Below are 12,646 nucleotides of genomic sequence, written 5' to 3' on the forward strand. Positions count from 1 at the left end.
GCCGGAGTGGCCGCAACCTGTCACGCCACCTCGCGGCACCCTCGTTCCGGCGACACTCGTACCGACCGAACGAGGAGGCACGGTGGAAACCTTCGCCGACAGGAAAGCCGGATACCTGAGGACAGAGCAGGGTCTGCGCGAGCAGCAACGGCGGATGGCCGAGATCCGGGCCACCGCCGAATCCGACGACGAGCTCATCAGCGTGACCGTCGGCGGCTACGGCGAACTGGTGGAGCTGCGCCTCGACCCGCGGGTCTTCCGGACCCCGGACTCCACGGGCCTGGCACAGGCCATCACCAAGACCGTCCATCGTGCGGCCGAACTCGCGCACGAAGAGGGGTTCGCCATCATCGCGGACCTTTTCCCGGCCGGCGTCACACCCGAGACGGCCGACCTGCGACTCGGGCCCGTAGTGCACGAACTGGACCGGCGGATCGCGGGAGGCGAGCGATGAGCATGGAGGACCGTGTCAGCATCGACGGTGACGACGTCGTCGACATGTACACCATCGACACCGCCGAGCAGATGATCGTGCTGGACGCGGAAGGAACCCAGCTCGCGACGGCGTGGGCGAACATCCAGGCCACGCTGCCCGGCCCCGGGACCTTCGGTCACGGGCTGATCGGGCTCGTGTTCAACAACCGGACGTCCGGAGCGGACGCTTCGATCCGTGAGGCGGCGCCCTCGGTCCCGCGTTTCTACCGCGACATCGCCGCGGCCGGGCAGCATTTGGTGAAGGCCTACGAGGCGCGCGACGCCGAGGCCGCCAACGCCATCCTCATCCAGCTTTCCTGAACGGGATCACCACGAGTATGGCCGACGGCGACGTCCAGGAACCCGACTGCGACCTGTGGGACGCGGTCCGGAAGCTGCTGCCCGCGAACGCCGGATGGCCACCGGACAGTGAGACCACCACCGAACAGCAGTCCGCGAAGTGGACCAGGGCCAAGACCGAGTTCCAGGACTCGATCGACATCGCCGACTCCGCCGCGGCCAAGATCCACCAGCCGGGCGGAGGGGGTACCTGGCCGGACGCGGCGGGCGGTTTCCTGCGGCGCGTCATCACGAAGGCGAACGGCGAGGAAGGCTTCCGTCAGATCGCCGAAGCGATGCGAGGCATGGCCGCCGAGTACCACTTCTATTCGGAAATCCTCAAGAGCGCCAAAACCTCGATCAAGGACTACGTCGAAGATCTGAGCTGGCAGTACACCGCGATGGGCTTCAACCTGCCGCGGCTGGCGAAGCGCAACCAAGAGGGTTTCGCCCGCGGTGTCGCGGCCGAAGTCCTCAAGATCCTCGAACAGCACGCCGGGTGGGTCAAGGACCCGAGCACGATCCCCCGGCCGGAGGAACCCAGCAACAACGTCCTCAGTGGACTGTGGGATTCGGCGGTCGATCAGGTGAAGGCACTCGCCGGGCTGTTCGGCCGCGGCGAGGACGGCAGCTGGTCGCCGTTCAACGCCCAGGTGGCGTGGGGCCATATGGACAAACTTCTCGCCGGGCTGGCGTTGTACTCCATCCCGGGCGGGCTCGGCGGGCAGATCGACAAGCGCCTGCTCGACGGAGTGCTGGGCGAGTACTTGGCCGATGCGGGCAAAGCCTTCGTCGACTACGAGAATTGGGACAACGCTCCCCTGCATTCCCTCGGCTACACCACCGGCATGGTCGCCGGCCTGTTCGGCCCGACTCGCGGCGTGGGCGCGGGCGTCAAGCTCGCCGGCCGAATCGCCAAACGCCCGGGGATCGTCAAACTCGGAGAGGGCATCAAGGGGTTCACCCTGACCAACGGGGTGGTCAAGGTCATCGGCAAACTCGATGATTCCCTCAAGGCGAGAAGGGTCGCCAAGGGCGAAGAATTCAACCTGTCTCCCGGGGCCATCGCCGAAGTCGGGCGCTTGATCGACGAGCATCTCTCCCCCGCTCCCGCCACCGGCCCGCGAGGCCCCGGCATCTCGGAACCACACGTGCCGGGCTCCTCCAAACAGCCATCACCGCAGACCCCGCATCCCGAAACCCGGCCTGAGCCGACTCCGCCGCACGACAATCCTCCGCCGACGCGGGACCAGCCTTCGCAACCGTCCGGTGGTCACGGCGAACGGCTTCGCGACGAAACCCCGGTGGCACCGCACACCGAACCGAGGCAGGTGACCAAAGCAGACGGTCCTGAAAGCCTCAGGCGGGATCCGGTCCCTCCCGCCGCCGAGCCGCCCGCGGCCCGTCATGACCCCTCCCCTGGTTCGCCCGAGCCACGGCAACCGCAACCACACCACGACGCCCCCGGGGACACGCCGCCGTCGACGGCCGCGGACCACACGCCCGCCACCAGGGCCGAAGGTCAGCACGGCAACAGTGGTCAGCCGTCGGGGCACGGCGCCGAGGCCGCGCAGACCCGGAGTGCCGACGCACCGGCGAGCGCGCCGGGCCGGGAAGTACCCGCGGCTACGACGCCGGTGCACACGACCGCGGGGGACGCGGCGAGACGGGCCGACGCCCCAGGGCCGGAACGCGGGACGCCGGCCAAGCCGTCCGCCGAGGAGCTCAGGCGGCTGTACGAAAACCGCGAGCTGGCCAGGATGGAACGGAAGTTCTACGAGGAAGCACAGCGAGCCGCCGGTGGCGTCGTCTACCCGGACCACGTCGTCAAGGCGTGGTCACGGCATATGGCGTTCTCCGAATCCGTCCGGGGCGGACACGGGGCACCCGGCGAAGCGGCCGCCCGGCCGGGCGGCCTCCGGTCGAACGAAATACTCCACGACCGCGGGGCACATCCCGAAAGCGGCCCACCGACCGGCGGCGGCAAAACCCCGGACGGAACCCCGAACCGAAACAAGGAACCAGGCAGGCACGACACTCCGGAACCGGACCGGCCCGAACCCGCGCCGAAGCCGGCTCGGCGGACGTCACTCGACGAGTTCGCCAGGGAACGGTTTCCGGACGAGTACCGCAAAGCACACGAGGACGGCGGTGGCGGCCCACGGGACGACGGTTCGCCGGGCACGGGAGCCGGAAATCCCGATCGCCCTTCGCCGGGGCCTCGACCGTCCGGCTCCGGGGGTGCCGCACAGGCCGCCGCCCCGCGCGGCGGCGGCGTCGCGCTCGGAACACGTCCGCGGGTCGCCGAGCCGGTCGTCGAAACGGCCCCGCGGCCGGACAGTGCTCCGGCCGCTGCCAAGGCCCGAGTCGAAGCACCGGTGCGCGAAGCCGGGCGGCCCGAGCCGCGGACCGCCGAACCCATCCCGAACAAACCGGTCATCCTGCACCCGGACGGCACCCCGGAGCCCCTGCGCCCGATGACGGTGACTCCGGTGCCACGAGAGGAGATCCTGCCGGGCCACGGCACCGGACCGGGGAAACCGGTGGAGCCCTCACGGATGAATCCCGGCTGGACCGAGCCGCCGGGGATCGGCCGGGCGGAACCATCCCACGTCGCCTGGGGGGAACCGCCCCGGGTCGGCGACCCCGCGTCGCCGCGTGTCGGCTGGGAAGAGCCGCCGAAGGTCGGCCGGCCTGCCGACCCGAGTCCGGGATCCCCCGCGCCGACGCCGCCGAAACCCGACCCCGCGCCACCTGCTCTCCCGCGGACACCCGGCCCCGGCGTCGGGCCGTCCCCGGAAGTCCCGCCCGCTCCCGCAAAAGATCCGGTGGCGCCCGCTCTCCCCGAGATTCCGGGGCTGCCGAAGGAACCGGAGATCCGGGAACTGCCAACGGACCCCGAAGTCCGGTCGGCGATCGAGGGAACCGAAATCCGCGAGCTGCCGAAGGATCCCGAGATCCGGGCACTGCCCAGCGATCCGGAGATCACGGAGCTGCCCAAGGAGCCGTCGATTCCGGCGGATCCACTCCGGGCCGCGAGGGAGAGGCCCGCACCGGAGTTCCGGCCTTGGGAGCGCTGGTCCGATCCGAAGTGGCAGGTGCCGTGGCCGGAGCCGCAGGGTCTCCAGGAGTACCTCGACGGTCTCACCGAACGAAACGCCCTGCGAGCGGAGGCCGCTGCCGCCTGGGAGGAGTGGAACGCCGCCGCCGAATCCGCCGCGCGGGAGCACCCGCGGGAAGCGCACCTCGACAATGTGGCGTTCGGGATCGCGTCCGACCGGGATCTCACTCCCGAGGACTGGTCGAAAGTCGCGGCGATGGACGACTACGCCCCTGAACTTCCCGCGCTTCGTGCCAAACTGGATCAGCTCAAGGAAAGTGACCCGAAGCACCACCGCGATCTGGTCACCCTGCTGTCCGATCCCGAATACTCGCTCGACAAGAAACTCTGGCTCGCGACGACGTTCCTCATGCCCGGTGGCGTCGCCTCGCCGTCGAACCTTCCGGCACGGGTCGAAGCCGCGGCACCCGCGGTCCGGGATCAGCTGGCGCGGGCCTTGGCGCAAGGCCGGATCTCACCCGCCGAGTTCCAGCGGCGGATGGCGGCGTGGGCGGACTTCGTGGTGCGGGCCGGCGGCCTCCGCGAATCGATCGCCGAGGCGAACCGGACCGACGACGTGCGACCGGTGCTCGAAGAACTGCGCGCGTTCAGCGAATCCCTGCGCGAGTACGCCAGGGCGCACGCCGATTCGCCCCTCCCCGGGTGGCGCGAAGTCATCCGGTTCGACCTGCTGGATCCCCATCGCCTGCGGACTCTCCAGCCCTCGGTCACCGAGGCGGGCCACTTCGATGTCGTGACCCAGGCGATCGTGGCGCACTGGTTCGAATCGATCTTCGGCGCGCCGGGACTGGATTACGCCACCAGGGCCGCCGCTCTCGCGGTGCCGTTGGACAGAGCGGCGCTGAACCGGCGCTACCCGGGTCTGGACGTCGACGGGATCTTCGGGGATCTGCTCAGGATCGACAGCAGGCGCGACGGCGTGTTCATGCCGGATTCCGGGACCGGGTTGATCCGCCCCTTGCTCGGGATGGCCGAGTTCCTCACCACCATGATGCACGAGTTCGCGGTGCACGGACTGCAGGATCCGGCTTCCCTCGTCGTCGGGGAAGGCGCCGCGCGGCTGTGGGCCGAAACCCTTTTCCGGGTGGCTCACGAATTCCAGGGCAGGAGCGGGGAAATTCTCGTGGCCGAGGCGATGCGCGCCGAGGCGGAAAAGTCGATCGTGCCTCGAGACCTGCGCCGCGACGTCTCGGATCTGCCGCGCTTGTCGCCCATGGCAAGGGATTGGGATCAGCTGGACCGCGTCATCCAGGTCGAGTTCGGCGGTCTCGCCCCGGAGTACAAAGCGGCGCTGTTCCAGCAGCTGCTGGCGATCGGGGTGAGCCACGGACGTGACCTGGCCCGGATCCGCGAGGCCGTGGCGGGCGGCCCGAAGATCGGCAACCCCGTCGTCGAAGCCTCCGAAGCCGATCCGCACGGGTTCACGACCAGGTATCCCCGGCCCGAATCGCCGGACCCACCCGAACCACCCCCGCCGCCGTCCCCGGATCCGTCCGGGCCGGTGACGCTGGGCGGGTCAGGGCGTCCGGACCCGGATCTTCCGGCCCGGCTGCCCGAATCGGGCGCCCGGGCCGTCCCGCCGACGTCCTCACCCCTGCCGCCGCCGGGAATTCCCTTCGCCGTGTGGCGGGAGCTGAGCGCCGCCGAACGCCTGGCGCTCGCGAGTATCCATTCCCGCGGACTGAACGCCGCCGGCGCCTTGACGGCGGCCGTCGCCCAGTTGCGGGACAAGAAGAAACCGCCCGCCGTGCGGAAACTCCCCAAGGTGCTCGGCAAGATGACCGGGCAACAGCGAGCGGACCTCGAAACGAGGCTGACCGGCTTCGCGATCGAGGGCACGACCCCGGCGTTTCCCCCGCGCTACCTCGACCGGCACGGGGATCTCAGTGGCCCGGCCACTTTGACCGCCACCGACCACGAGAACCTGAAGCATGTCGCCGCGCTCGACCGGGCGATCAGCCGTTCCTGGGCGAACCCTTGGCGACAACGACGATTGCGGGACGAGCTCGGCGGCCTCCTGGACGAGCTCGGACTGAATCCGAACCATCCCGATTTCGCGCACCGGGCGGCCACGCTGGAGAACCATCCGGCCGCATCGGTGGTGTGGCGGCGGCTCGCCCCACTCGACGACGAACTCGGGCTCGCGACCACCGTCGACAACCTCGTCACCCAGTTCAGCGGCACGGTCGCCCCCGGCCTGCTCTCGAGCGGGGTGCTCGCCGCCATGGGCAGCGTGCCCGCGGCCATCGCCGCCACGCTGACCACCTTCCTCGCCGCCGTGACCGCCGGCGTCCTCACCCGCGGTCACGAGAGCAGGGACGACGCGGCCATCGCCGCCCTGCGGAAACACCTGGACGCGCAACGACAGTTCGAGGGCGTGTTCCGGCCCACCGACCGGCAACGCCTGCTGCTGCGGCGCATGGGGCTGCCCGAGGGGCACGGTCCGGATCTGGCCGCGGTCAAGGCACCGGAAGGGTCCAGCTCGTCCGGCACCCAGAAACTGCGGAACTTCTATCTGCGGTACGGCGTCCCACCGTCCACGGCGGTCGCCGTGAGCATGCTCCCGGTGCTGGAGCTGGCGACGTCGACCCGGCTGGGGCTCGCCATCGGCGGTGGGGTGATGGCCATCGTGTCGCCGCTCCTGCACTGGAAACGGGCGCGTACCAAGGTGAACACCGAGCTGCGGGCGGGCGAACGCAACGCCCGGCGGCTCCTGCCCGAGGCCTACCACGCCGAAGACAAGGCCGATCGCGACCTGGTACGCGCGGTGAGCGGACGGCCGGTCCCCGACGCGCCCGGCCCTGTCCCCGGGCAGGCGCACGCGGACCCCGATCTGCCGATGAGCGCCACCGTGACCGAAGGCCTCGACGGTCCGGTCCAGACCGTGAAGCAGGCGGTGCCGCCGTCGCAACCGAAGCCGCTCGACGCGGACGCGGTGTTCACGGTCAGCTTCTACGAAGCCATGCTCGACTACGGCATCGGCAAGGCGTTGTTCGCGCTCCCGGCGATCCCGTTGATCAGCCGGGTGGACAAGATCGAGATGATCAACAAGGTCGCCAGGACGGCCGTCGACAAGAGGGCCAAGTTCGAAGCGGAGCAAGCGAAGCAGCAGGCTCTGCTGGCCGCACAGCTGGCCGCGGTGGACGCCGCCCGTACTGCGGCGGACAACGCCGTGGCACAGCGCCCGGGCCTGCTCCGCCGCTTGTTCGGCAAGCCCGCTCCGGTGGCTCCGGTTCCGGCGCGACCGGTGGAAACCACTCCGCTGCCCTCACCGATTCCCGCCGAAAGGCCGGGCTCGGTGACGAAGACCGACTACAAGCACATCTGGCGCGCCCTCGGCGTTCTCGGCGGCTTGGGCTCCGCCGCCACCGCGCTGGCGCTCGGTCTCGACCTCTCCTACGCGGTCGCCGCGCTCACCGCGCTGACCACCGGTGGCTGGGTGGGCCGGGACAAGTGGCGGCATCGGCAGGTCGAACTGGCCGCGAGGAACAAGAAGGCCGACGCCGACGCGCTGAAAGGGTTCGCCGAGTTCGAACGTGACGCCACCGCCCTCGCCGAGTTCCTCACCGAACGGCTGACCGAGCCCCTCGTGTCCATCGCGGACGACGCGGCGCGGGCAGGCCGTACCGACGTGCTCGCCCTGCTGTCCGACGTCTGGGGGATGCTGACACGACACGTCGAGACCGAGTCCCCGGCGACACCGTTCGACGAACTCGGACCGCTGCGGATCGAAGGCGACCGCTGGCACGACCAGGCGGTACGGAACCAGGCGAAGGCCGCGCTCGACGAGATCATCCAGTCGGTCAAAGCCGAACGGACCGAGCTGGCCGTCCGCTCGGGCGATTGGTCGACGCTGGCCAAGCGGCTGGGCCTGCTGGCGAGCGTCCTCGACCTCGCCGGCCGGGCCGTGACGCATCTCGACGCCATCGGCGAGTACGGCGCCGGGCCGGCCCAGACGACGATCGCCGCGCTGAACGACGCCGTGCACGAATACCAGCTGAACGGACCGAGGTATCTCGAGCCGCCCGCGGCCGTCCAGGCCACTCGCGACGCGTTGTCCAAAGTGGACGGCGCTGCCGGGCGCTACCTGGACCGGAGCGCCCCGACCTGGCGTCGTCCCCGCACCTCGGACGTGCGGGCGGCGCTCGGCGCCGTGGACGAGGCCGTGCGCCGGTATCGGGAGCCAGCCGCCCCCGGCGCACGCTCGACGGGTGACGAAGCCGGGGTGCGCAAGGCCATCGACCGCTATCAGGCTCTTCGAGATCCGAAGCGGCATGAACCGTCCGCCCCCGCGATGCGGGCCGCGGTCACCGACCTGCGGAACGCGATCGCGCGTCACCAGAAGGCGACCGCGGCGGGCTGGCGGTGGCCGGATCCGGCCACCGACGAGGTCAGAGACGCGCTCACCGGGCTGAAGCACGCGATCACCCGCTATCACCAGCTCAACGCCACGCGGCGGACGGGTGCCCGGGCCGGGAACATCACCTCGGCGCTCAACGAGATCGAGCGGGTCATCGACCGCTACCGGCGCGAAAGCGCGCCGAAATGGCGTGAGGCCGCCGGTCAGGACGCGAAGCTGGGGCAGGTGCTCGGCGAACTGCATTGGGCTCTCCACCACTATTGGCAGGTCAGCGCTCCCCGCGGACGAGGGTCCACCGGCTACGACAAGGCGTTGAAAGCGGCGGAAAAGGACCTGAAGAAGGCCATCTTCGCCGTCAAGAAGCTGAAAGTCCCCGGGCTGAAGGGGAATCCGGTCGAGGCGGCCCCTCTCTCTCCGGGTCATGCGCTGGGCAACGGTCAAGAAGTCCGGTACGCGCCGTCGGGAATGTCGGTCGGCTCCGCCGCGGAGACGCAGAAGGCGCACCTCCGGACGATGATGGCGAACCGGCCGGATCCCGGCCGGCCGTATGTGGTGACCGTGCACGACGACGGCGCGCTCCCCAGCCCCGAAGAACTCGCGGCGGCGACGCTGCGCAGCGAGTACTACACGCCGGGCCGCCCGGTGCGACTGCATTCCTGCGGTTCGGCGACGTGGGCGCGGCGGTTCGCCGTCGCGCTGGGCGCCCCGGTGACGGCCCCGGTGTCCGACCTGCACGTGCTGGGCCGCCGTACCGAACTGCCGGACGGCACCGTGCTGCGGTTCGGGCAGGAGGTCGTCGAAGGTTACGGCGCCGGCGACGGCTGGGCGGAATTCCCGCCGAACGGGAAACGTCCGGTCATGCTCCACTCCGCCGGGGGCTCCCGCCCGATCACCCTCGACGAACTGAACAGCGCGAACCCCGTGGCGCTGGGGCATCCCGACGACTTCGCGAAACTGTTCAGGAGCACCCCACTCAACGAACTGAGCGCCCTGCACGCCGGGACCGCGCGGCTGCGTCCCGCCGAGGTCAAGGCATACCTGGAGACGTTCCATCCTGAGCTCGGCAAGGTCAACCCCGGTTTCCACGACGAAGACGCCGTGGCCGCCGGCTACACGACGAACTGCACCCGGACGGTGGTCTACCACGAGCGCCGCCGGCTCGGTGAAGACGTCACCGCACCGCCGCTCCGGCCGGAGGACGCCGCGCTCGGGAGCCTGGGGTACGTCTCCGACCGGCTCGGCGGCGAGTGGGACCACGGTCACGGCACCGCTTACGACAGCGTCATCTCCGCGATGCTCGACCGGCCGGTCGGCGCGCTGGCCGTCATCGCCGTGGATTCGAAGACCCCCATGGGAGCGGAGAACAAGCACGTCGCGCTGGTGAGCCGGGACAAGCACGGGGTCGTGTTCCTCGATCCGCTGGACGGCGCGCTGATGGAACTGCCGCCGAGGCCCACCAGGATCGCTTTGCTGCCCTACACCGATCCTGACGCGCCGACCGGGAATCTCCACCTGCCGGAACCCGTGAGAAGTCGTGAACTGGGCGAGAAGATCGTCACGACCTCTCCGCACGGCGACGCCGTGTTCCGTTCGCTACCGGAATTCTCCGCCGACTTCGGCTACAACGGACATCCCGCCTACGACCGGTACCCGCCTTCGCCGGGATCCGGGCCGCAAGACGGTTCGCCGATGTTCCGCGACACGCCGCTCCATTCGCTGCCCGCGATGGACGCGGATACCGTGGACGGCCGCTGGAAGGAGGCCGTCGCCTTCATCATGGAACACTTCCCCCAGCTGCCGGAAACCAATCCCGGCTATTACGCGGACTGGGCCGACCGGCTCGGCTTCCACACGAATTGCACCCGCTCCGTGGTCTATTACGTGCGAAGGCTGCTCGGTGAGGATCTGACCGCACCGCCGGTTCCGGTGGAACTCAAAGACCAGATCGCCACGCTGAGCTACGTGTCGGACAACCTCGGCGGGAAGTGGACGGAAGTCGACGACGCCAGTTACGACGGTGTCATCTCGGCCATGCTGGCTCGACCTGTCGGCTCGCTGGCGGCGGTGAACTTCTTCTACCAGAAGGACAAAAAGACCGGATCGCATGTGGCACTGGTCGCCCACCATCCGGGCGGCGTCGTCTTCCTCGACCCGCTCACCGGCTGGCTGACGCTGCTGGAGGAATTCCCCTTGCAGATTCTGCTGCTCCATTTCCCCCGAGAACGAGGTGCGTAGTGCAGGCGCAGGAAGCGACCGCGAAGGTCGAGGAATGGCTGCGGACCGGTTCGTCCGCCGATCTGACGAGCGGCGAGTACGCGGTCCGGGTCGATCTCGCGAACGTCCTGCGTGTCCCCGAAGGCTGGTTCGTGCCTTACGACACGGTCCGCGCGCTGGACGGCGACAGGCTGGCTTCGCTGGTGCCGAAACCGGCGCTGATCGTGCGTGAAGACGGGGAACTGCGCCGTCCGGACACCGGCCGGGACGGGACCGGGCCGAGCAGTCCGGTGCCGGTGGCGGGCGAGGACGACTGGCGGGAGATCCTGGAACCGGAGTTCCGGCGAAGCGGCGTGGCGTACCTCGGCGTCGCGTCCAGTGCCGTGATGGCATGGCACAAATACGCTCCGGACGGTTCCGCGACCGGCGAGATCCGGGTCAACCCGGACTACCGGCCCGGTCCGGAACGGCTGGGGTACTCGCCCATGGAAACCGCGACGGACCGGCTCCTCGGTCTGCTGGCGGCGGACCGGTACGACCGCCCGCGCTATCTCGCCGGGCTGCTGAGTTCGGAAGTCCTTCTCCCGCTCGACTTCCGGACCGAAACGCCGCTTCCCGGGTTCCGGCAGGAGAGGCCGAACGCGCTGCGCGTGTTCGGCTCGCGGCGCCGTTTGCCGCCCGGTACGGAGAAATGGCTGCGCACGGACGTCCTCTCGTTCGTCCGTGAGTTCCCTGGAGCCGGTTTGTCGATCAATCCCGGTTCGTTCCCGTCGGACACGGTCGGCGCGGCCGAACTGGCGGACACGGTGGCGCGCTGGCCGGAACTTCTCCCTCGTACCCGGGAAGTGGAGGTCTCACCGGAGTACTCGGAGTCCGTACTGGTCGCGGCCGAGCGGATCAGAGCGGAGTCGGGGGCGGCCGAACCGGCGGCCGGGCTCGCGGAAGCGGCGGCCAAGGCCAGGTCCGCCGGGTATGAACTGTCGGCGCGGGAATGCGAACGATTCGTCCTCGGCCGGGCCTGGGAACAGCGCAATGGCGTGTCCCCGTCCGGGGTCGGCTCCCCGCTGGACGACCTCACCGGACAGCACTGGCCCGACGACCTCCACGCCAACGGGCTCGCCGCCGGATACGACGCGGCGGGCCGGATCCGCCCGCACGTGGCGACCGGCGGCAAGTTCTTCCGCCAGGAAGCCGCCGACGGCGAGTCCGCCTGGCATCGCGTCGCCGGCGCGTTCGCCGGGTTCGCCCTCGGCGAGTCGCTCGGATCGGCGGTGGAGACCGGGGAGCTCGGGATCGGCCCGCTCACGCGGCGGTTGCTGTTCTGCACGGAGGGCCTGCTGCGAGCGCTGCCCGGTCCGTATCGCGGGGCGGTGCCGAGCGGGCTGATGACCGTCGGAGTACGAGCGAGGCGGCGCCTGGAGGACGCGCGGGACGGCAGCTGGCTCGGCCGAGTCCGGGAACTGCGCACGATCCCCCCGGAGCTGCCGGGTCGCGCCGACGACGCCGGATTCCTCGTACCGGGCATCGTGGCCGCGCTGTGCGGCAGTACGGCCCCACGCGTCGCCCGCCTGCTGGTCTCCGGCGACGGAGCCGACGAAGTGACCGCCGAGGCCGCCGCGGCGATGGCGACTCTGTTCGCCGGGCTGTTCCGGCCCGAACCGGCGCCCCCGCATGTCCTCGCGAGGCGGCTGATCGACTCGGGCGCGACAGCGGGATCGGTGGCCGAGGCGCTGTCCATCGCGCTGCGCGCACGGGACGACGTCCGCGCCGATCAGCACGAGCCGTTCGCGGGCGTTTCCGCCGTGGACGCACTGGGCGGCTCGATGACCGCGGCGTTCCGGCGCTTCTTCGATCCACAGTGGACGATCATGGCCGCGGTCGACCGCTCCGGCGGCAGCGCGATCACCGCCGCGATCGCCGGGGCCGTCGCCGGATCGAGGGCAGGAATCCCAGGACTGCCGGAAAAGTGGCTCGACCGGCTCGCCGCCCGTGACCTGGTCGAGACCGTGGCCGGAGACGCGTTCTGGCACTTCTCCGCGCAGCCGCCGTCGGCGGACGAGCGCTACGCCGCGGAGTGGGCGATGCGTTACCCACGAGAGCTGTGACAGATCACCGCGGGCGAGTTCGCAGGGTGGGCG

4 protein-coding genes are annotated in these 12,646 nt (G+C 70.3%); all 4 read left to right on the forward strand.

Going from position 1 to position 12,646, the window contains the following annotated elements:
- The first annotated feature begins 82 nt into the window (after nt 1–82).
- Genes BKN51_RS24690 through BKN51_RS24705 form a run of 4 tightly spaced genes read left to right on the forward strand, consistent with a single transcriptional unit; the run spans nt 83 to nt 12,613 of the window.
- The gene (locus BKN51_RS24690; protein ID WP_233223004.1) at nt 83–454 is read left to right on the forward strand and encodes a YbaB/EbfC family nucleoid-associated protein; all 372 of its coding nucleotides are present in this window, start codon (nt 83–85) and stop codon (nt 452–454) included.
- Nucleotides 451–795 carry a hypothetical protein gene (locus BKN51_RS24695; RefSeq protein ID WP_146044289.1) on the forward strand — a complete coding sequence of 115 codons (345 nt, stop codon included), beginning with the start codon at nt 451–453 and terminating at the stop codon, nt 793–795. Before BKN51_RS24690 ends, BKN51_RS24695 begins: the two co-directional genes overlap by 4 nt.
- Nucleotides 796–812: 17 nt before the next feature.
- On the forward strand, nt 813–10,529 hold the full coding sequence (locus BKN51_RS24700) for a toxin glutamine deamidase domain-containing protein (RefSeq protein WP_101609859.1): 9,717 nt from the start codon (nt 813–815) through the stop codon (nt 10,527–10,529).
- Nucleotides 10,529–12,613: a YrhB domain-containing protein gene (locus BKN51_RS24705; protein ID WP_101609860.1), complete on the forward strand. Its 2,085-nt coding sequence runs from the start codon at nt 10,529–10,531 to the stop codon at nt 12,611–12,613. Before BKN51_RS24700 ends, BKN51_RS24705 begins: the two co-directional genes overlap by 1 nt.
- Nucleotides 12,614–12,646: the final 33 nt, after the last annotated feature.

This window comes from Amycolatopsis sp. BJA-103 (assembly GCF_002849735.1).
In the GTDB taxonomy this organism is placed as follows: Bacteria; Actinomycetota; Actinomycetes; order Mycobacteriales; family Pseudonocardiaceae; genus Amycolatopsis.

Coding starts and splice junctions, on each gene's coding strand:
- BKN51_RS24695 (WP_146044289.1), top strand. CDS start 451: ATGAGCATGGAGGACCGTGTCAGCATCGACGGTGACGACGTCGTCGAC.
- BKN51_RS24700 (WP_101609859.1), top strand. CDS start 813: ATGGCCGACGGCGACGTCCAGGAACCCGACTGCGACCTGTGGGACGCG.